Source organism: Paenibacillus sp. DMB20, from assembly GCF_000987955.1.
In the GTDB taxonomy this organism is placed as follows: domain Bacteria; phylum Bacillota; class Bacilli; order Paenibacillales; family Paenibacillaceae; genus Paenibacillus_AQ.
In genome coordinates, this window is the sequence record NZ_LAZU01000036.1 from 110,369 (window position 1) to 131,701 (window position 21,333).

The 21,333-nt window shown below is 52.4% G+C and carries 15 protein-coding genes; 14 read left to right on the forward strand and 1 reads right to left on the reverse strand.

The window, feature by feature from the left end; genetic code table 11:
- From XI25_RS19575 to XI25_RS19640, 14 genes are all read left to right on the forward strand, one after another.
- Positions 1-1,629: a response regulator gene (locus XI25_RS19575; RefSeq protein WP_046679843.1), complete on the forward strand. Its 1,629-nt coding sequence runs from the start codon at positions 1-3 to the stop codon at positions 1,627-1,629.
- A 14-nt stretch (positions 1,630-1,643) separates the two neighbouring features.
- Positions 1,644-3,905 carry a glycosyl hydrolase family 95 catalytic domain-containing protein gene (locus tag XI25_RS19580; protein ID WP_046679844.1) on the forward strand — a complete coding sequence of 754 codons (2,262 nt, stop codon included), beginning with the start codon at positions 1,644-1,646 and terminating at the stop codon, positions 3,903-3,905.
- Positions 3,906-4,056: 151 nt separating this feature from the next.
- Positions 4,057-6,423, forward strand: coding sequence for a helix-turn-helix domain-containing protein (locus XI25_RS19585; RefSeq protein WP_046679845.1), 2,367 nt, complete (start codon positions 4,057-4,059; stop codon positions 6,421-6,423).
- Between the two features lie 117 nt (positions 6,424-6,540).
- Positions 6,541-8,196 (forward strand): extracellular solute-binding protein, encoded by a 1,656-nt coding sequence (locus XI25_RS19590; protein WP_046679990.1) that lies wholly within the window; start codon positions 6,541-6,543, stop codon positions 8,194-8,196.
- A gap of 91 nt (positions 8,197-8,287) precedes the next feature.
- Entirely contained in the window at positions 8,288-9,259 is a 972-nt protein-coding gene (locus XI25_RS19595) for an ABC transporter permease (RefSeq protein WP_046679846.1), read from the forward strand.
- Between the two features lie 11 nt (positions 9,260-9,270).
- Positions 9,271-10,161, forward strand: a complete 891-nt coding sequence (locus XI25_RS19600) for a carbohydrate ABC transporter permease (RefSeq protein WP_046679847.1) — start codon at positions 9,271-9,273, stop codon at positions 10,159-10,161.
- A 42-nt stretch (positions 10,162-10,203) separates the two neighbouring features.
- Positions 10,204-11,331 carry a glycoside hydrolase family 88 protein gene (locus tag XI25_RS19605; RefSeq protein ID WP_052759691.1) on the forward strand — a complete coding sequence of 376 codons (1,128 nt, stop codon included), beginning with the start codon at positions 10,204-10,206 and terminating at the stop codon, positions 11,329-11,331.
- Between the two features lie 42 nt (positions 11,332-11,373).
- Positions 11,374-13,689 carry a chondroitinase-B domain-containing protein gene (locus XI25_RS19610; protein ID WP_046679848.1) on the forward strand — a complete coding sequence of 772 codons (2,316 nt, stop codon included), beginning with the start codon at positions 11,374-11,376 and terminating at the stop codon, positions 13,687-13,689.
- A 17-nt stretch (positions 13,690-13,706) separates the two neighbouring features.
- Entirely contained in the window at positions 13,707-14,720 is a 1,014-nt protein-coding gene (locus tag XI25_RS19615; protein WP_046679849.1) for a glycoside hydrolase family protein, read from the forward strand.
- 30 nt (positions 14,721-14,750) lie between these two features.
- Positions 14,751-15,299 carry a discoidin domain-containing protein gene (locus XI25_RS19620; RefSeq protein WP_046679850.1) on the forward strand — a complete coding sequence of 183 codons (549 nt, stop codon included), beginning with the start codon at positions 14,751-14,753 and terminating at the stop codon, positions 15,297-15,299.
- On the forward strand, positions 15,290-16,669 hold the full coding sequence (locus XI25_RS19625) for a polysaccharide lyase 6 family protein (RefSeq protein ID WP_046679851.1): 1,380 nt from the start codon (positions 15,290-15,292) through the stop codon (positions 16,667-16,669). The genes XI25_RS19620 and XI25_RS19625 overlap by 10 nt, the downstream gene beginning before the upstream one ends.
- A 107-nt stretch (positions 16,670-16,776) precedes the next feature.
- Positions 16,777-18,525, forward strand: a complete 1,749-nt coding sequence (locus tag XI25_RS19630) for an RNA polymerase sigma factor (protein ID WP_046679852.1) — start codon at positions 16,777-16,779, stop codon at positions 18,523-18,525.
- A 114-nt stretch (positions 18,526-18,639) separates the two neighbouring features.
- Positions 18,640-19,593 carry a hypothetical protein gene (locus tag XI25_RS19635; RefSeq protein ID WP_235439997.1) on the forward strand — a complete coding sequence of 318 codons (954 nt, stop codon included), beginning with the start codon at positions 18,640-18,642 and terminating at the stop codon, positions 19,591-19,593.
- A 272-nt stretch (positions 19,594-19,865) separates the two neighbouring features.
- Positions 19,866-20,492 (forward strand): TetR family transcriptional regulator, encoded by a 627-nt coding sequence (locus XI25_RS19640; protein ID WP_046679853.1) that lies wholly within the window; start codon positions 19,866-19,868, stop codon positions 20,490-20,492.
- A gap of 31 nt (positions 20,493-20,523) precedes the next feature.
- On the opposite strand, the gene XI25_RS19645 is transcribed toward XI25_RS19640, so the two are convergent.
- Positions 20,524-21,285, reverse strand: coding sequence for an HAD family hydrolase (locus XI25_RS19645; RefSeq protein WP_046679854.1), 762 nt, complete (start codon positions 21,283-21,285; stop codon positions 20,524-20,526).
- Positions 21,286-21,333: the final 48 nt, after the last annotated feature.

Below are 21,333 nucleotides of genomic sequence, written 5' to 3' on the forward strand. Positions count from 1 at the left end.
ATGAATCCGGAATCGAATCTGAAAATTTGTTTTATCGATGATATCCGCACCGTGATCGAGGGAATGGCTCGCCAAATCCGATGGGACCTGCACGGGATTACCGTCTGCGGAACCGCGATCAATGGCCTGGAAGGCATGACGCTGATCCATGACTGCAGGCCGGACATTATTCTGACCGACATCCGGATGCCGAAGCTGGATGGCCTGGAATTGACGAGACGCGTCAAAGAACTGCTTCCGCAGTCCGAAGTCATTTTATTGACAGGCTACAGCGATTTCGAATATGCCCAAAAGGCCATTCAGCTCGGTGCCTTCGATTTTATCACCAAACCGTTCTCATTGTCGGGCATTGAGGAGGTCGTGCTGAAAGCCAAAGAAAAAATCCAGAACGAACGCCGCAAAGAAAACCGGATGGCCGAGATGGAACGAAAAGTGATGGAGGGTCTTCCGATTCTGCGCCAGGAATTCTTTCGTTACTTATTGCATCATAAAGCCGATCCGCAAGAGACAAAGCGACGGTGGGCGTACTTGAATCCGGTTTTGGACCCCTGTCATTTATTCGTCATGGTGATTGAGATCGACGGATTCAGGGATGCAAGCAGCCGAATCTCCGTTGGCGAAAGCGAGCTGGTCCGGTTCACGCTGCAAAATATCCTGGAAGATACGATAACGCTTAGCGCCAAAGTTTTCATTCTTCGGGACACGGCCACCCGCTTTTCGGCTGTTCTGAACATGCCCTCGGGCGCAACCGCCATGGACCTTGCGGAAGATTGCTGTTCCAATGTCCGGAGGTTTACACGCTATACCGTTTCGATCGGAATCGGCCTGCCGACTCATGCCCATGATCTCTCCGTTTCCTACGAACAAGCCATACAGGCTTTGTCATACCATTTATACACGGGTGGAGACGCGGTCATGTCTTACGCCGACGTGAAGTTCACGGCCGCCGTTCCGCCTCCCCATCTGCGGAATAAGGAACAGGAACTCATCCGGGCGCTTCAGGCGGGGGGCCGTGATGAAGCTCTGGAAATACTGGACCAGCTTTTTCACGAACAGTCGTTACAGCAGCCGCTGCCCAAGCCCGAGTACCTGATCAGCCTGTTCTATGAAATTTCCTTCATCATGCTGCGGGCGCTTCAGGAGAGAGTCCCCTATGGCGATCTTGAAGACCTGGACATAATGATCCGCGAGAGGCCGATAGCCTCGCTGGCTTCCGTAGACGATATGGAGCACATGTTAAAGGATATCGCGGTCCAGGGGTGTCGGCTCATCGAACGCAGAACCCGGTCGCAAGCCGCCAACATCATTCAAGAAGCCGTGCTCTTTGTAAGAGAAAACCTGAACAGGGAACTGCATAGCGCCGATGCCGCGAGGCATGTTCATCTAAGCACAAGCTACTTCGCCCATTTGTTCAAGAAAGTGACGGGCCGGACGTTCAATCAGTTTGTCATCCAGGAACGGATGGAGCAAGCCAAGCGCTTATTGCTGGAGGACCGGCAGGTTCAGGATATCGCCGAGTCCTTGGGATATTTAGAGCGAAGGTACTTCAGCGACGTGTTCAAAAAATATACCGGTTTGACGCCTTCCGAGTTCAAGCAGGCTCATGTCGGGAACAGTTTAAACCTGTGAGGGGGGAAATCGTGATGAATAGCCCGATCCGCACCGATATCGATTGGCCTTCGTTTTTATCCCGGCATGATCCTTTGTGGAAAACCAAGCCTTTGAGCTGGGACGACGGCGTTTTTCTCGGCAACGGAATGCTGGGAGCGATGGTATACGGAGAAGAACATCGCATGAAGCGAAACGTACTGCGGTTCGTTTTGGGAAGATGCGATGTAACGTCCAAGCGGCCGGGCGGAGAAGGGTTTCCCGTCCGCGTACCGATCGGCGAGCTGGCATTGGAGCTGGAAGGCTGGATTTATCAGCCCTGCGAAATCCGGCTGGATCTGTGGGAAGCCGAGCTGAGGGCCTTGATTCCAACGACAAAAGGTTACGTTAAGCTAAGGGCGTTTATCCATGCCTTGTCCCCCGTGCTGGCCGTCGAAGCCGAAACGGACGAAGGAGAGAAAGGAGCCAAATTTCAATGGTATGCATACCCAGAGGTGGACCCGATTCTGAAAAACTCGGATGGAATCAACCTGAGCCAGCCTATTCCGGAAATCGAGGTACAACATGTATCGGATGGCGGTCTATCGGTAGGCGTCCAAAGCTACGGGGAGGATATGGGCTGCACCACCGTTTGGAAAGCCGGCCCCGCATCCAATAATCCTGCGGATGGTGACGGCCCGGAAATCCATAGGAAACAGATTTGCCTGGTAACGGTGTCGAACGGCATATCCGGAGAAATTCAAGCAGCTGCACGAACCGAGATTGAAAAGGTGCCTCTGGCCGATCCGGCATGGGTCTCGTGGATTCAAGCCCACCGCAACTGGTGGCACGATTATTATCCCGCCAGCTTTGTGTCCGTACCGGATACGCCGCTCGAAAGCTTTTATTGGATACAGATGTATAAGCTTGCCGCGGCAACGCGGGAGGATCAGCTTCCGATCGACAACCAGGGCCCTTGGATGACTTCAACCCCGTGGCCGGGGCTGTGGTTCAACATGAACGTCCAGATGAGTTATTCCCCCGTATATACGGCCAACCGCCTGGAGCTGGGACTTTCTCTGGTTTCATCATTGAGGGGCAACCAAGCGCAACTGATCCAAAACGTGCCTGAGCCTTATCGTGCCGATTCGGCGGGGCTCGGAAGAAGCTGCAGCTATGATTTAAACTGTCCGGTAACCGATGAGTTCGGAAATTTGACATGGGCGCTGCATAACTGCTGGCGGCAATACAGACACGCCATGGACGATCATATGCTGCGCGAGTTTTTGTTCCCTCTGCTTCGGCGCAGCGTCAACTTGTATCTGCATCTGCTGGAAGAGGCTGAGAACGGTAAACTGCATCTCCCTCCGATGGTTTCGCCGGAGTACGGGTCTTTTTTGCAGATGAAAGCACCCGATACCCACTACGATCTTGCACTGCTGCGTTGGGGTTGCCGGACGCTGCTTCAGGCTGCGGAACGGCTCGGTATAAACGATCCTTTGGCTGGCCGTTGGCAGGATACGCTGGAGCGGTTGGTTCCGTTTCCTGTAGATGAAACCGGATATCGAATTGGAAGCGGGGTCAGCCTGGAATTCGGCCACAGGCATTTCAGCCATCTGCTTGCCGCTTTTCCGCTGCATATGATTGGAGACCGTGAGGAGGAACGCGAACTTATTATCCGCACGCTTCGGCACTGGATTGGCATGGAGGGCGACCTTCGGGGGTTCAGTCTGACCGGAGCTGCCTCAATCGCGGCATTCCTGGGGATGGGCGACGAAGCTCTGGCCTATCTCAAAAGCCTGATGCACATGATCAAGCCGAACACGATGTACAAAGAAGCCGGGCCCGTTATCGAGACGCCTCTGGCCGCGGCGGAATCGATTCACGATATGCTGCTGCAAAGCAGGGGAGACGTGATCCGGATATTTCCCGCCGTGCCGGAGGCGTGGGAGGAAGCCGTTTTTCATCAGCTTCGAGCGGAGGGCGGGTTTCTGGTCAGTGCGGTCCGGAAGCAGGGCCGTACGGAATGGATTCGAATTTTGAGTCTGGCCGGGGAGCCATGCAGGATCGCGAATGATCTGATCGCATCATCGGAAGGATATGTGCTTGAAATGGATGGAAGTTGCACGGCTTCCGGTGAAGCGCAAGCGGACGGCTCTCTCTGCCTAAGGCTGAGGGAGGGCGAAGAGGCCCTGCTATATGCACCCGGCCTATCCGGGAAACTGCCGCTTAAAGTGGCTCCAGTTCCGGCGGAGCAGGGGAAATGCAATGTATTCGGCGGACGAAAGCCTTGGCGATTGTACGGATTGCCGAAATAACGCAAACTTTTTTGTTCCAGGCAGCCTGTCCCATACACGGGCTGCTTTTTATCTCTCAGAAACACGATCGCCTTTTGAAAAGGACGATGAACTCGTTTTTATCTGTCCATGGATTACCTGCGTAAGCAAAGCCGAAGGGAGGCCAAAACGAATGTTTAAGCATTTACGCAAGTATAACCGGAGCGTAGTCGTCACTTGGCTGCTATCCTATGTTTCCGTGCTGCTTGTCCCCATTCTTATCAGCTTCGTCCTGTATTCCGTCACTTTCGAGCAGGTGAAGGCCGAGAGCAACCGGGCCAATGCGCTGCTGCTGCAGCAAATGGAGATGACCATCGATAACCGGTTCAAGGGGCTGAAGCGGTTAAGCCTCGAAATTGCGCTGAACAAAAACATCTCCAGGTTCTCAAGCGTGGAGCTGCCGCTGCAGAACGAGCATTATTACGACCTGTTTCAAATATCGGAAAGCCTTCGCACTTACAAAAATGCAAGCGATTACATCGAGGATATCTACGTCATGTACAGCAATAGCGATACCGTCATCTCCACCTTTGACCACACTACCCGGGAAGGGCTGTTTCAGAAGCTTCGTCAGAAGGACACCGCTTCATTCAAGGAGTGGAGCGAACCGTTCGAGCAAAAATATATCAACAGCTACACGCCTATGCAGTTTAAAGACGGATCCCGTTCCGTCCCGGTCGTCGTATTCGCCCACTCCCTTGTGTTCAATACCCCGGGACAACCGCCCGCAACCGTTCTTTTTATGATGAAAGACAGCAAATTAATGGAGAGCGTACCTCAACAGAAAAAGGAAGGCAGCCTGTTTATTCTGGATGACCGGAACAGGCTTATCGCCGCTTCGCCCAATGCCGGCAGCTTGCCGGCGAATTTAACCTACGATCAGCTGCAGGGTGAACAGGGCGTCATCTATAAAAGCTCCGACAAGGGAGAGGCGGCCGTCTCGTTTATAACCTCCCCGGTAACCGGGTGGAAATACATATCCGTACTCCCGGCAGCCGTTTTTAACGAAAAGATGGAGAATATGCGGAGACTGACCTGGATCAGCATCTCGGTCTGTTTTTTGCTGGGCGGCCTGATCGCTTTCCTATTCCTCCGCAAAAATTATACGCCTGTTCGCTCCATGCTTCAGAGCCTTTCCCAACATTCCGGCACCCGTTATGACGGGGGAGGGAACGAGTATTCTTTCATGGAGCATGCCATCCGGCATTTTTTTGCGGAAAAAGAAGATATGGTTGCGGCTTTCCATAAACACCGAAGCACGATTCGAACCCACTTTATCCGCAGGCTTCTAAAGGGATATTCAGAGAAAAACGTTCCTATACAGGAATCCCTTTCCGCCCACGACATGTATTTTCCGTCCGACAGCTTCGCCGTCATGCTGATCTCGGTAGACCATTATGGGAAGTTCGAACCATCCGGACGGACTGGCGGGGATTGGGAGCACGAACAGCAGATGATTCATTTTATTCTGACCAATGTGATGCAGGATGCGGCTTCCGATATAGCCGTCGTTTACACCGCGGAAGCGAATGATGTTTTGGCCTGCATCGCTAATTTTAACGTAGAGAATGATGGGGAGCAGAAAAGCCGCTTTTTGTCGGAAATGTCCCATCAGGTTATCGGCTTTATGCGGGAGCATATCCAATCGGAGGTAACGATAGGGGGAGGAAGCGTCCATCACGGAATCGAAGGGATCGCGCGGTCTTATGCTGAAGCGCTGGACGCGCTGGAGTACAAGGTTGTGCTCGGTGGCGGCCAATATATCGCTTACGGGGATACGCTGGCTTCAAGGTCCCTTTCCCATCGCTATTATTATCCGCTGGCAGTGGAGCAGCAGCTGATTTATGCGGTAAAAAGCGGGAATTATCACAAAGCGGAAAGGCTGCTTGAAGACATATTCGAGCAAAATTTTTCGGTTCATCCCGTCTCCGTACCGATTGCCAAATGCCTTATCTATAACTTGGGAAGCACCCTGCTTAATACGCTGGAAGAAGTAAGCACCGGAAGCAAGCCGTTGTGGGAGGACCATTTTGCCGAAGTGGAGCAGATGATGGATTGCGAACATGTTTTTCGGATGAAGGATTTGATGAAACGAAAGCTGCGCGAGGTCTGCGAGTGGATTCAAAGCGAAAAGCGGAGCCATCACCGGTATCTGATTGAGGACATCAAACGATATTTGGAGCAGCATCTGTACGATTCCAACCTGAATATTTCGATGATCGGGGAAGCTTTCCGAATGACGCCGTCTTACCTGTCCCGGCTGTATAAGGAGCACGCGGGCGAGACGCTGCTGGACACGATCAACCGTTCCCGCTTATCGGAAGCGAAGCGGCTTTTGGCGCAACAATCCCTGACCGTGAGCGAAATAGCCGGCCGCGTAGGGTATGCGGATGTAAGCACCTTCATGCGGATCTTTAAGAAATTCGAAGGAATGACGCCGGGAATGTATACCAAAAGCCTTGCAATACTTGAAACCGGCAGGCAAAAGGCAACGATTTAAGGATTTGCTTGCGTTTTTACATTTTGACTATATCCACCGAGGGCGTTTTTGCTGAACAATGACAGCGGATACATCGAATTTGAGGTGTCCGCTTACTTATCGGATCGGAGGATGATTATGATACGACGTATACAGACCAAAGTTCATTTGACCAGACATTTGAAAACGGGGCTGGCCGCCGTGATGCTCATGAGTCTCTTCATGGCGGGATGTTCTCAAGGCGGTACCGTGGAGACGCCGGACGGCAAAAAGGCGGAGGGAGGAAAAAGCACGGAGATCGGTTCGACGTATCCGTTGAACACGAACGAATCGATCAAATCATGGGAAGTCCTGAACATGAACGCGGTAACTTTTTATTCGAACCTCGCGGATACGCCTTTCGGCAAAGCGCTTGCCGAGAAAACGGGGGTTAAGGTGGAATACGTTCACCCGAATGAACAACAGACAGCCGAGCAGTTCAATCTCATGATTGCCTCGGATGAGCTTCCGGACGTCATCGAGTACGATTGGACCGGGAGAAGCGCAGGCTCTTATCCGGGCGGGCCGGAGAAAGCCATAAAAGACGGCGTGATTTTGGAGCTGAATGATCTGATCGATCAATATGCGCCAAACCTGAAGAAAAAGCTCGAAGCCGATCCTGAGCTCGACAAGATGGTTAAGACCGACAGCGGAAAATACTACGTGTTTCCCATGATCCGCAACCCGTCCGGTCTTGTGTTCCGCGGACCGATGATCCGCAAGGACTGGCTCGACGAGCTCAATCTGCCGGTCCCGACTACCATCGAGGAATGGGAGAAGACGTTGATCGAATTCCGCGACAAAAAGGGGGCAAAAGCTCCGCTTAGCGTTACTTACACCGGCGGGAATTTCGAAATTCGGGACGCGTTTATCGGAGCCTACCGCACATCGAATACGTTCTATGTCGATGACAGCGGGAAAGTGAAATACGGTCCGATCGATCCGCAGTATAAGGATTTTCTGTCTTTGTTCCGCAAATGGTTTGCCGAAGGTTTATTCGATAAGGATTTTGCGCTGACCGATACGAAAGCGCTGGATAACAAGATTTTGACCGGACAGACCGGAGCCACGGTGAATCTGCTCAGCGGCGGCTTGGGAAAATGGATGGATGCCATGAAGGAACAGGATCCGAAGTTCAAGCTTGCGGCCACACCTTATCCGACCCTCAAAAAAGGCGAAGTCCCTTTTACGGGACAGCTCGATTTCAAATACAATCCCGGCCCGAGCAAAGCGATAACGACAGCCGCCAAAAACCCGGAATTGGTAGCGCGGTGGCTTGATTACGCATACAGCGACGAGGGCGCGATGCTCTTCAACTTCGGCATTGAAGGAGAGAGCTACGCCATGGAAAACGGGAAGCCGGCATATACCGATTTGATCAAAAAGAACGAGAAATACAGCCTGCAGCAGATGGTTTCCCAATATTCGAAGCCGAATGGACCTTATGAAGCGGATGAGCGGCGGAACTGGAACACGTACCCCGAGCAGGATGAGGCCGTGAAAATATGGCGCGAGACGGATGCCAAGAAGCATATCCTGCCGGCTTTCATTACCCCGACCGAGGAAGAGAGCAAGGAGCTTGGCAAGATCATGACGGAAGTGAACAGCTACAAAGAGGAAATGTTCGTTAAGTTTATCGTCGGCAAAGAGCCGATGGAGAGTTATGACCATTACGTGGAGCAGATCAAAAAGCTTGGCATCGAGCGGGCCGTGGAAATTTATCAAAACGCCATGGAACGCTATAACAAGAGATAAATTCAACGAAAAGCAAAGGGGGGCTGTGATGAAGAACCACTCTCCCCTTTGACGATCAAGATTGAGACGTAAAGTAAGGAGTGAGAACAGCATGGCTGAGCTTCCGCCTCCGGCGCCTGCAGCAGCTCGGGAAACCGCTTCAAAATCGGGAACCCGCCTCAGATGGGGCCTGCTTAAGGACATCAGCAAAAATCGCTTGTTGTATGTCATGTTAATCCCGGTACTTTTGTACTTCACCGTCTTTCATTATTTTCCGATGTACGGCGCGTCCATTGCTTTTAAAGATTTCACCCCGCGACTTGGCATTACGGGGAGCCCATGGGCAGGATTGGAGCATTTCGAGTCGTTCTTTAACGGCATCCATTTCTGGCGCGTCGTCAAAAATACGCTGCTGATCAGCTTTTACGAGCTGCTGTTCGGCTTTCCGGCACCCATCATTCTGGCCCTGCTGTTAAACGAAGTGCGGAAGACGGTGTTTAAACGCACCGTTCAGACGATCACGTACATGCCGCATTTTATTTCTCTGGTCGTCGTTTGCGGGATTATCAAGGAATTTACGATGAGCGACGGTTTGATTAACGATATCCTGGCTTTTTTCGGTCGGGAACGGGCATCCCTGCTGCTTGAGCCCGAGTATTTCCGTACGATATTCGTATCTTCCAGCATCTGGCAAAATATCGGCTGGGGGACGATCATCTACCTGGCCGCCTTGGCCGGCATCGATCAGGAGCAGTATGAAGCCGCAAAAATAGACGGAGCCAACCGCTGGAGGCAGATGCTCAGCGTGACTTTGCCGGGGATCATGCCGACGATTACGATTCTGTTCATTCTGGAGATCGGCAGGCTGATGAATGTCGGCAGCGAAAAAATAATCCTTCTGTATAATCCGTCGACTTATGACACCGCGGACGTGATCAGCTCCTACGTGTACCGCGTCGGGCTGCAGGAATTCAATTACAGCTTCAGCTCGGCGGTGGGATTGTTCAACTCTGCGATCAATTTCACGCTGGTTATCGGATCCAACTGGCTAAGCCGCAGAATGAACAAAACCAGCTTATGGTAGGAGGTTAAACCATGGAATGGAGAGCCGGGAGAAAGTCGTTCGGCGAGAAGCTGTTTGACGCTTTTAACTACACGCTGCTGACCCTGATAACCATCTGCACGATGTATCCATTAATGTATGTGCTGTTTGCTTCGCTCAGCGATCCGACGCTTTACATGCAGCACTCCGGAGTCCTCTGGAAGCCGCTGGATTTCAGCTTGAATGCTTACAGGCTCGTATTTGACAATCCGATGATCATTCAAGGGTATATGAACACGTTTATCATCGTTACGGTCGGATTGGCGATCAATATCACGCTTACCGCGTTCGGAGCGTATGCGCTGTCCCGCAAAAGCCTTCGTTACCGCAAGCAGCTTATGTTGTTTATCGTTTTCACCATGTTCTTCAGCGGAGGATTGATCCCCCTTTATTTCACCGTAAAGGGTCTTGAACTTACGAATACCTTATGGTCGCTCATTATTCCGCAGGCGATATCGGCTTTTAATCTAATCATCATGAGAACGGCGTTTGAGGCGGTTCCGGACAGTCTGGAGGAATCGGCCAAGATTGACGGCGCCAATGAATTCGTGATCCTGTTCCGCATCATGATGCCGCTATGCATGCCCGTCATTGCGGTGATGCTGCTTTATTACGGCGTCAGCCATTGGAATGCCTGGTTTCAGGCGATGATTTACTTGCAGGACCGCTCCTTGTATCCGCTTCAGCTGGTTTTGAGAGAACTCCTTCTGCTGAACGAAGCGAGTTCGATGGCATCCGGCGCAAGCGGGGGGGAAGTCGCCGTCATCGGGGAGACGCTGAAGCATGCAACCATTATCGTGGCCACGGTGCCGATACTGCTTGTATATCCGTTTCTGCAAAAATATTTCGTGAAAGGCGCATTAATTGGAGCGATCAAGGGGTAACGGCTGTTGGCCCAAATTTCGGACACCTATAAGGAGGAAGCTATGAACGACAAACTAGTGACCAAGCCCGAGCCCAAGCTGGAGGTCTGGTGGAGTCAAGCCCAATCGAAAGTGGACCGGATGCTGTCCAAGGGATTGGAGCTGGCGCCTCATGCCACCAAAGCCGGCGAGTATGACGGGATTACCCTGGATAACTGGATATCCGGATTTTGGCCGGGCATGTTATGGATTTATCATGAAATGACGGGAGATATGAAATACCGGGATGCGGCATGGGATTGGGACATTCGCATGGAGCGCTTGACCCTGGAGGAGAACCGGTTTCATCACGACGTCGGGTTTCAATTTTTGCCGACGGCCGTGCTGAAATACAAGCTGACCGGAGACCAAGACGGAAGAAGGCGCGGACTGGCGGCCGCGGGCTTCCTTGCAGGACGTTTTAATCTAGCAGGACAATTTATAAGGGCCTGGAATAAGGACTTGCCGGGCTGGGCCATCATTGACTGCCTCATGAACCTGTCCTTGCTCCATTGGGCATCGGACGAGGGAGGGGACCCCAGGTTCTCGCATATTGCGAATGCGCATGCGGACATGGCTTTGCGGCATATGATCCGAGCCGACGGCTCGACCTGCCATGTCGCCGTATTCGATCCGGCCAGCGGGGAGCTGCAGGGATATAACGGGTGGCAGGGATATGGCCCGGATTCCTGCTGGTCGCGGGGAAATGCATGGGCGTTATACGGGATGGCCAACGCATACCGGTTCACGGGCCAAGAAAAGTACTTATTTGCCGCCCAACGCGTAGCCAATCATTTTATCGCGTCGCTGCCGGAAAGTATGGTTCCGCCTTGGGATTTCCGCGTACCGAACCCGGACGGGGAACCCCGGGACACTTCTGCCGCGGCGATTGCCGCCTCGGGCTTGCTGGAGCTCGCCGCATTGACCTCGCCGGAAATCGGAGCAGGATACAAAAAAGCGGCCGAACGCATTATTTTCGCCCTGTCTACGGAGTACGCGGCTTTCAACGAGCCGGAGCACGACGGGATTCTGCATGGCGGAACCGGCCATAAACCGGAAAATACGAACGTCGGCGTGTCCCTGATCTATGGCGATTATTATTACGTGGAGGCGCTGGCTAAGCTTCGGGGCTGGAGAACCCGGGTATTTTGATTCATTTGTGAACCATAAATATTCGAAAAAGAGGTGGGGAATGTGAACACGTTCAAGAACAAAGGATTAAGGCAGCGTTCGATAAAACTCTTTTATCTAAGTTTGATGTTGATGGTTCTGCTGGGCTCGGTAGCAATACCGTCCTCGGAGGCCATGGGAGATGCAAACGGGACTGGAGGGAGCGGCATGGATCGGATCGAAAGCACGGTAACGGCAAGCACCTACCAGCCGAACACGAATTTTGTCCCGGCCAATGTGTTGGACGGGATCTGGGGAGAAGATTCCGAGGCTCAGCTGAGCCGTTGGTCGGCTTCGGGCCAAGGCCAGTGGCTGCAGTTTGATTTGGGGAAAGAGCAGACCGTCACCTCAGTCAATATCGCGTTCCTGAATGCAAGAGAAAGGCTGTCCAGCTTTGAAATTCTGGCGTCGAATTCGGCCGATTTCCGTTCCCCCACGGTCGTTCTGAAGAAACAGTTCAGCCGCCAGCTGAAGCCTGATGACAGCATCCTGCAGACCTACGTGCTTGATCAACCGATGAAGTCCAGATATTTACGGCTTGTCGGATACGGGAACAATGCCGGCGGAAGTTCCGGCAATTGGAACTCCATCATGGAAGTGGAGCTGTATGGGGGCAAGGTCCCGGATCCCGACCTGAAAGTGGTTCCCGTAAGCACGGCGGAACAGCTTCAAAAGGCGCTAGATCAGGTGACCCCCGGCACCGTCATTGAACTGAAGAGCGGGAATTACGAACAGAACGGGCCGTTTGTCGTTAAGGATAAGCAGGGTACGGCAAACTCTCCGATCCGCATTACGGCGGTAAATCCAGGCCAAGCCGTCATCACCGGCAACAGCTACATGCATATCGAGAACTCAAGCTACATTGAGGTAAGCGGTCTGGCATTCCGGAACGGCATCGGCGATGCGAAAGGAACGGAGAGCCTGATCAAGCGGGGATTAGGCCACCGTGCACGAACGGGTGTTCATCCCGGTGTTCAATTGCAGAGCTCCAGCCGGGTTTCGATCATCGGCAATACATTTGCCCTGAATGAGACGGGGCAGCCATACGCGTTCAAGGCCGGTTCAGGTCAGGTGTGGTGCCTGCTGGACGTAAAGAACAGCTGCCGATACGGAGGCAGCAGCTATGACCCGAACGGGAAGATTTATAATGGACCGACGCCGTTTGAAGATCCGAAGCTGGTTACCGACAACGGGACGCATCGGCATTATATTCGCGTGGAAGGCACCGGCAGCCATAACCGGATTGCGTATAACGACATCGGTCCCAAAAAAGGCTTCGGCGCGGTGGTAATCAATGACGGCGAAGGACACAGTGGAAAATATATTTCCCGGCATGACATGATCGAATACAACTACTTCCACGGCATCGGACCGCGGGTGACGAACGGTTTGGAAGCGATACGTGTAGGACTTTCCAGCACCTCTCTTTCATCCGGCAATATAACCGTTCAATACAATTTGTTTGACGGGTTTAACGGAGAGGACGAAGTCATTTCGGTAAAGAGCAGCGATAATATCATCCGCTATAACACGATCCTCAATTCTTATGGGGGAATTGTATCCCGGCACGGCAACCGTAACAGCTTTTACGGAAACTACATTATAGGCGACGGAAAATCCTCGGGGCGCAGCGGCTTCCGGATTTATGGGAACGACCACAAAATTTACAACAACTATATGGAAGGGCTTACGGATAAAATCATCCGGCTCGACGGTGGCTCGCATGACGGGGGCCCGGATGGAAGCGAGAACCCCATCGTCCGCTGGGGAGGTAGCAATGAACAGTCGGCCCGATTGAACGACCTGCCCGCCGATCAGAGAACGGAGGTATTGCGCGGTCATTGGAGACAGTACAACGTTCAAATTTATAACAACACCATTGTAGATGTAGGCAATAACACAACGACCTTCAATCTCGGAGGTAGAACCTATCAGCCCGTTGGAACCAAAATCTACAACAACCTGATCTCCAGCAATGCCGGAACCGTGTTCAACGAGACGAATGCTGTTATTCAAGCACCGTCCAATGAGCGTCCGGTATATGCAGGCAACCTGGTTGAAGGTACAGCTCAGATTTCCAACAATCCGGTCGTGAACGATTCGGTGACGAAGCAGCCGCTGAAGCTGGTTCGCTGTAAAGACGACGGCCTCTTCCGGTTGTCGGCCAACAGTCCGGCCATTGACGCAGCGGTTTCACCTTATACAGCTTCGGACGACATGGACGGCGAACTGAGAAATATCCCGGACGTTGGTGCGGATGAATATGCGCCATGGAACGCCAATCGAAATCGTCCCCTGACCGCAGGCGATGTCGGGCCGGGCGCGTTGACGAAAAAATAATCGGAGTGGATAAAGTAATGATTGGGGAATTTTTATCTGCGCCGGTGAATGGCGGCTTTCGCATGGAGGATTACTGGGTCTGGTGCGGCTCGGTGATCCGGGGAGAAGAAGGGAGTTATCACATGTTTGCCTCACGTTGGCCGAAGTGGTTGCCCATGCATCCGGGGTGGCTGTCATCTTCGGAAATCGTACGGGCGGTATCGGAAACGCCGGAAGGACCATATGAATTTCAGGAAGTTGTGCTGCCGGCCCGAGGAGCGGAATATTGGGATGGACGCATGACCCATAACCCTCATATCACGAGGTCCGGAAACACGTATCTTTTATATTACACGGGTTCAACGCACCCGCTGCCGGATCCTGTGCCGGGCGACGGCTATGGGCTTAAAGATCCGCGATGCATCGTTTCCCGCTCGAATAAACGGGTCGGGTTGGCCACGTCCACAAGCATATACGGACCATGGACCCGTGACGACAGGCCGATTCTGCCGACGCGCCCCGGACGTTTCGACAGCTTTCTGACCTCGAACCCTGCACCGTGCGTACATGACGACGGATCGGTCCTGTTAATTTACAAGGCCCGTCAATATGAGGGCAATGTACATGGTGAAATGACGATAGGAGCGGCTTGCGCCGACCATTGGAGCGGACCGTACCGGGTGATCAGCCAGGAACCCTTATTCCCGCCGGGAAAATTCCATATCGAGGACCCGTTTATATGGAAAGCGGGGGACGGTTACGAGCTGATGGCCAAAGATATGGACGGGGATTTAACCGGGGAGCGGCATGGCGGCGTTCATGCCCGTTCTTCGGACGGTATCCATTGGGAACTGTGCCCGGACCCAAAGGCTTATTCCAGGACTGTGGCCTGGGATGACGGGAGCATTCGCACCATGGGGAGTTTGGAACGACCATGTTTGTTATTCCGGGACGGAGTGCCGACGCATCTGTTTGCGGCGGTTTCAGACGGGAAGCAGGGGTTCGCCGATGCCACGCATACGTGGAACATGGTGATACCGATAAAAGGGTGACAAGCGCAGGGTTCGTAAGGAGAGGAAAGGATGAGAATCGGCAAGAGTGCACCAATCAAAACGGCTATTATGGTGCTGGCATGGATAATGGTTTGGGGTGCGGGTGATAGATGGACGATTGGCCACAATGCGGTGCTTGCTGCCGAACGAACTAATTTAGCGGTGGGCAAGACGGCTGCGGCCAGCAATGTCTATCAAAACAATCCCAAATACGGCGCCGCTAAAGCCGTGGACGGTCAGTCGTCTACCAGATGGGCTGCCGACACCTCCGGAGGTTCCTATTGGCTGCAGGTGGACCTCGGACGAGAGCATGTGGCGGATCAATTCATCGTTCGCGAGTATCAGAGCCGGATGACCTCCTACTCCATTCAATATTCACTGGATGCCGTGACCTGGAAGACCGCAACATCCGGGTCCAAAGCACCCGGCCCGACCGATACGGACACGACGCTCAATCCGGAAAGCCCGATCCAGGCCAGATACGTGAAGTTGGTCGTGGATGCGGCGAGCAGCGGGGTATCGGTTTATGAGTTCGAAATTTACGGCCAAATCCCTCAGGGAGGGGAAACATGCGGGTAACTAACCAATCCGAACTGAACGATGCCATTCAAAAAGCGCTGCCCGGGGACACCATCATCATGGCGGATGGAATCTGGAATCATACGTATATTGATTTTTCCGCTCACGCGACAGCCGAGCGTCCCGTGAGGCTGGCTGCGGAAACGCCCGGAAAAGTGATTCTAAGCGGGGAATCCGGTCTGTCCCTGAACCGGCCGCATCTGATCGTGGACGGTCTGCTGTTTACGAACGGGAGGGCTCCGGCGGGGAAAGAGGCCGTCATTACGTTTAACAGCGATTACGGCAGAATCACGAATACCGCTGTGGTCGATTTTAACCCCGGGGATACGTCGGTTAAATATTACTGGGTTTTCTTCAAAGGCGCGAATAACCGGTTGGACAACAGCCGCTTTGAAGGCAAAAACCATATGCAGCCGGTGATCGGCAATAACGGAAGCGGGAACGAGAAATACAACAAGGTGGACCATTGTTACTTCAAAAATATCCGGCATACCAACCCTAACGGCATGGAAACTTTCCGAATCTGGGGATATGGCGGCAATGACGAGTTGGGCGACGACGGAGCGTTCTTTACGATCGAATACAACCTGTTTGAGCATGCGGACGGCGACGATGAAATCATTTCGCTTAAATCCAACCGCAATGTGGTGCGTTACAACACGATTTTCGAGTCGCGGGGCGGAATCGTGGGTCGCAGCGGGAATACGAATACGATTGAGAACAATATCATTCTGGGCGGCGATTATCCGGAGAGCACAGGAATCCGAATCAGCGGACACAATCATACCGTTCAAGGCAACTTTATTCAGGAAGTATCCGACGGAGCTTTAAGGCTGACAACCGGCGAGCATGTATTTGATGAGAACCATCAGCTGGATTATTTAACGCCCGACTTTCAGCCCCTGCCCCGGGCCGGATCTCCTTACGGTTATGTAGGCCATTATGGTTGGGTGAAAAACAGCCTGGTCTCGGGCAATGTTTTCGTGAATAACCGGGGTACCGACATATCGTTAGGCTTCTTTTATAAAAATCATTGGCCTGGCTATCAGATGGTGCTGCTGCCGGAAGATAATCAAATTAGCGGCAACATCATTTACAAACCTTCAGGGGGCATTGCGATTCAGACCACGAAACAGGATACGGCCGAACCCCTCGCCAAGTTCGTTTTTAAGCCGAACAAGTTTGAGAGGAACATGGTATACGGTGGCGGGATTGACATTCAATCGCCCAACACGCCAGAAGGGATCATCGTGATTCCGTCCACCGGAGAATCCGCCAATGATTCCGCTGCGGCACGGATTGATAAAGCTGTTCAATTGTATCGTCTTTCTTTCCCAAACGGCTGCCGCGGCAGCGTTTTTATGTCATGATGAATAGGATTTCAAAATTTTTTCGAAAACTTTACGGATTTCTGTCAGAAATGATAAACGTCCCGAGTCTATACTACAGGTCAACTTTTTGAAAGCGGGGTTTTGGTTTGAACACGACGGAAGAGAAACAGATCACGGCATGGGATGAGCTTGAAGACGGCGAGCTGGTAAAGTTGGCGCAAGCAGGGGAGAGGGAGGCATTCGGCGAGCTCGTCAGACGCCACCGTTCCAAGATGTACGGTTATGCCAGAGCCTATACCCAGGAGGCTTATCTGGCAGAGGATATCGTGCAGGAGGCGCTGATGCGCGCATTTTTGCATCTCGGGAAATTGGTCGATGAGCACCGCTTCCTGCCCTGGGTTCACCGGATCGTTCGTAACCGGGCGTTTACGAAAATGAAAAGCGCTCCGGTTGCGAAGGAACAGACGTTTACGACGCTTTCTTCCTTCATGCCGCCCCAGGAACATGAGCAGGACGATTTGAGCCGTCTTGACGAAATACTTTACCGTCTGCGGAAATACAGGGATGAAGAGAGCGCAGTCGTTAATGTTCCGGAGAGCCGGTTGATCCAAAAGGAAAACCTGGAGGTTTTGACCGGGATCATTCAATGCTTGAAGCCGCGCGAACGGCGTATCTTCGAAGCCCATTTTTTTGATCAGCTGTCGCCTGCGGAAATTTCCAAGCTCTTTCAGCTTTCCCCATCGAACGTGTATCAGGTGTTATCCCGGTCCCGTAAAAAAGTGGTTCAGCAAAAGATCCGTTTCACGGTTGACTCTTATATCAAATCGAGAAGGGATTTGGGGACGATGGCTAGCACGGTATTAACTTATAAGGAATCTTTAATGGCGGCAAGAACATGGACTTCAGCGGCCGAAACGATGTATAAAATGCTTCAATATACGGATAAGCCTCTATCCATGCCGATGGTGATGGGCCTGTCAGGCCATGCTTTTCGAATAAACATCATTCCGGACAACGTTCATATCGCCGGTCCGACGGCTTACGATTTTTCGGAAATACTGGTTGAAGGATTTCATCATATCGGCTTCCATGCCAGTTTCGTGGATGGGATGAAACCGGACATCGGGCAGAACAACAACCTGCTTCCGCCGGAGCAAAAGGGTGTGAAAGCCATGGAAAAACGGGATATCCATCGGGCTCTTCCCGAGGCGCTCGACCTGATCCACCAATCCCTGGACCGTGGAATCCCGGTGATGGCCTGGGATCTTTTCTTTCCCGAGTTCGGCATCATTTACGGTTACGATGATCATGAGCGCGTTTTCCATACCGAAGAATGCGGAAGAAAGGATAAGCTATCCTATGAAAATCTGGGGCGCGGCGTGTGCGAGGATTTATTCGTGCTCAGCATTGGCAGCGGCCGTGAGACTACATTAAGGGAGCAACTGAAAGAAGCGTTGGCCATGACTATAGAGCATTATGAAGGGAAAGAGAAAAATGTTCCTGCAGATAGTGTGAAGGGAATTGCCGCATATGATGCATGGATGGATTCCTTTGAGAAGGGGGCGATCGAGCCGAACGGGAATGCCTATAATATAGCCGTTTACCGGGATGCCCGAAATTATGCGGCTTTGTTTTTCAAGGAGCTGACCGACCTTTGGCGGATGGAAGATCATGACGGGGATGCGAAAATAACGGGGTTGATCAAAGATGCCGAAGCGGCATACCGCCGGATTTCCAATGACTATGACCGTTTGCACGAACGTTTCCCTTATCCGGAAGGCGGGGCACCGAACGAAGTAGACGGCAAGGAGGCGATCCGGCTTTTGGAACGGATTAAAGCTGAGGAAATCAGGGCGGTTGAGATTTTGAGAAACATCATGAACGCGCTCAATTAATCCTGCATCATCTTTTCACATCGTTCGAGACGTTGCTCGTGAAAATGCGCGACTAATGCTCGGTTTATGGACAGTCAAACCATTAGCTACGTTTCTTTTAGGAGGAGATTTACTATGACGATGATTAATTCAACGATGACGCAGGGCTATCCCTATATCGGCTCCGGCCCGTACTGCTACACCAATTCCTTTGCGATGATGTTTGGCGCAGCTGCGCCTTCCACGGCAGTGATTGAGTTCGCTACAGGCAGCCCGTTCGGAATGCAGCTGATCGGGGGCGCGATGCCGTTCTTCGACCCGTACGGCTGGAATCCCGAAGCCGGCTTCGACGGTGCGTTGGCGGCGCTGGGCTGGACCTCGGAGATGTTCAGAGGCGGCAATGCCGAAGACGCTCTTGAGCGCCTCAGAGAATCCCTTCAAGACGGTCCCGTATGGATCGGTCCGGTGGAGATGGGGCATTTGCGGCATCAACCGGGCATGACCGGGCCGATCGAATCCGACCACTATGTCGTGGTACTGGCTCTGAATCACGACTCTGTGCTCATGCATGACCCGCATGGCTACCCCTATGCAACCCTGCCGCTGCACGATTTCATGACCGCATGGCGGGCCGAGACGATCAACTATGGCGGGCCGTTCACGATGCGGACCGGCTTCAAACGGCTCAGGGAAGTATCCGAAGTGGACGTGATCAAAGCGTCGATTCCATCAGCGATCCGGTGGCTGTCGATGGACGGCAGCCACGACATGCCGCCGGGCAGCCTCGGTAACGGCGAAGCCGCCGAGGCTCTGGCGGGGCTCATCGAGTCCGGCTGCGGCCAGGAACTGCGCGGTCTTCTCGTTCACTTTGCGGTTCGGGTCGGGGCGCGCCGTGCAGCGGACGCCGCGCGCTGCCTAGAACGTGCCGGATACGCCGGGGCCGCGCGGATTGCGGCGGAGCAGGCAAGGCTGATCGGTTCGATGCAGTATCCGTTGGTTACTGGTAACGATGCGGATGCCGCATCTGCGCTTCGGGTACTCGCGCCGACATACGACAAGCTTAGGGAGGCGCTGGAAAGTCGGAGTTAGTGTCGTGAACCGGTCATTTTTACCGACATCCTTGGGAATAACCAGGTTAAAAAAATCGGTGTTTGTTGCCGGTTGTTGTATTATCGAACTTCACCCTCTTCGCCAGGCTTTAATAATACAAAAAAAGGTACGGTTACCTCATCTCCACGAGTAACCGTACCTTTCTCGCGTTCGCGGTTTGATCGGAACCGCGAAGTTGTTTATACTTGCAAAAGAAAAGCGACATGGATGTCTTATATGAAACGAATGTGCACGAAAAGGAGCTAAATCAAATGTCACCCCGAGTAAGCGAGGCCTATAAACAAGCAAAGAGAAGAGAGCTGCTGCAATCGGCCAGAAGAGTGTTCGTCAGAAAAGGATACACGGATACCACCATGCAGGACATTATGGATGAGGCCGGAATCTCCAGAGGCGCGCTGTATGCTTATTTTGATCACATTGATCACGTATTCATCGATGTGCTGCAGTTTGACGATCAGGAAGACATTTTCCTTTTCGAACCGGATGACGATTCGCCGCTGTGGAATCGGTTAACCCGTTGGGTGGATGTTCAGCGGAAAAGCATAGAAGGGATCAACGATTCGCTGGTTCGGGCCAAAGCCGAGTTTTTTCTGACCTCGAAATATGTACGTCAGCATCATGTACCTTTCTTAGAACAGCGCTACAACAATTTGAAAGATACAATCAAAGGATTTATTGAAAAAGGGGTAGAGCGGGGAGAGTTCCGGCCCCGTTTGCCCGCTGACCACATATCGCTCTACTTCATTTCCTTTATTGACGGTTTAATGCTGAACACCTTTCAGTTAAAAACGGAAACAACGAACGTGGATGGACAATTGTCCGTTTTTCGATATTCTTTGGAACAGATGTTATGCCCGGTAAAAGAAGAACAAGGGTAAACTGTCAGACGGTGCCCGCGGCATTCATGTCTCAGGCATACAGTGAGTGAAGCTCCCGAAGCTTTGAAACGATGTTCTTCTCGATTTGATCATCCAGCATGATTTGCTCTTTAGCAATGTGCAGCAAAGGCTCGTAATTTCCGATCAGGACCGAATGAAACGCTTTTTGGAACAGCGGAAGATCATTCATGTCGTTGCCGAAACAAATAAATTTCTCGCTATACTGGCCGAATTGCTCCAGAGCGGACATTTTATTTACGCCTTTGTAAGTAATGTCCAAAATGCCCTCCGTTGAGTGATGATGGATCGTTACATCCAAGCCTTTCATGGTTTCGGATAACTGTTCAAAGTCGGGACATGACAGCACCACGATCTTGATGAAAGACTCAATCTGTTCCAGGCTGACCCGGGAGGCCGATTGAAGAGGATCCACATGGAGCAGTAAAGGGTGATGGCTTTTCAGATTATGGGCGTAATTCCACTTGTCATCAATCAGGTATTCGGCTTGGGCGTCGTTCAGGACTCGAATGATTTCTTCGGCTAGAGCTGCAGGCAAAGGAGTAAAGCCAAGAGGCTCTCCACGGTAATACGTCATGGCCCCGTTCGCCCCGATGAGAAGATGGTTGTTGAACCGTTCATCCAGAACCGGCATCATATCCCGGCACGGTCTTGCCGAAGCGAAGCCGACCCTGTGTCCAGCCCGCTCCAACTCGAGGAGAAGATCCAGAATATTCGCGGAGATCGGCTGTCCCTTGAAACATATCGTCCCATCCAAATCAAAAATAAAATTCATTGATTCCCCACCTTACATTATGATCTGAATCAAGCATAAAGGGATCCG

Excerpts from the sequence above, each read along its gene's own strand:
- XI25_RS19575 (WP_046679843.1), top strand. The coding sequence starts at position 1 with ATGAATCCGGAATCGAATCTGAAAATTTGTTTTATCGATGATATCCGC.
- XI25_RS19580 (WP_046679844.1), top strand. The coding sequence starts at position 1,644 with ATGAATAGCCCGATCCGCACCGATATCGATTGGCCTTCGTTTTTATCC.
- XI25_RS19585 (WP_046679845.1), top strand. The coding sequence starts at position 4,057 with ATGTTTAAGCATTTACGCAAGTATAACCGGAGCGTAGTCGTCACTTGG.
- XI25_RS19590 (WP_046679990.1), top strand. The coding sequence starts at position 6,541 with ATGATACGACGTATACAGACCAAAGTTCATTTGACCAGACATTTGAAA.
- XI25_RS19595 (WP_046679846.1), top strand. The coding sequence starts at position 8,288 with ATGGCTGAGCTTCCGCCTCCGGCGCCTGCAGCAGCTCGGGAAACCGCT.
- XI25_RS19600 (WP_046679847.1), top strand. The coding sequence starts at position 9,271 with ATGGAATGGAGAGCCGGGAGAAAGTCGTTCGGCGAGAAGCTGTTTGAC.
- XI25_RS19605 (WP_052759691.1), top strand. The coding sequence starts at position 10,204 with ATGAACGACAAACTAGTGACCAAGCCCGAGCCCAAGCTGGAGGTCTGG.
- XI25_RS19615 (WP_046679849.1), top strand. The coding sequence starts at position 13,707 with ATGATTGGGGAATTTTTATCTGCGCCGGTGAATGGCGGCTTTCGCATG.
- XI25_RS19620 (WP_046679850.1), top strand. The coding sequence starts at position 14,751 with ATGAGAATCGGCAAGAGTGCACCAATCAAAACGGCTATTATGGTGCTG.
- XI25_RS19625 (WP_046679851.1), top strand. The coding sequence starts at position 15,290 with ATGCGGGTAACTAACCAATCCGAACTGAACGATGCCATTCAAAAAGCG.
- XI25_RS19635 (WP_235439997.1), top strand. The coding sequence starts at position 18,640 with ATGACGATGATTAATTCAACGATGACGCAGGGCTATCCCTATATCGGC.
- XI25_RS19640 (WP_046679853.1), top strand. The coding sequence starts at position 19,866 with ATGTCACCCCGAGTAAGCGAGGCCTATAAACAAGCAAAGAGAAGAGAG.
- XI25_RS19645 (WP_046679854.1), bottom strand. The coding sequence starts at position 21,285 with ATGAATTTTATTTTTGATTTGGATGGGACGATATGTTTCAAGGGACAG.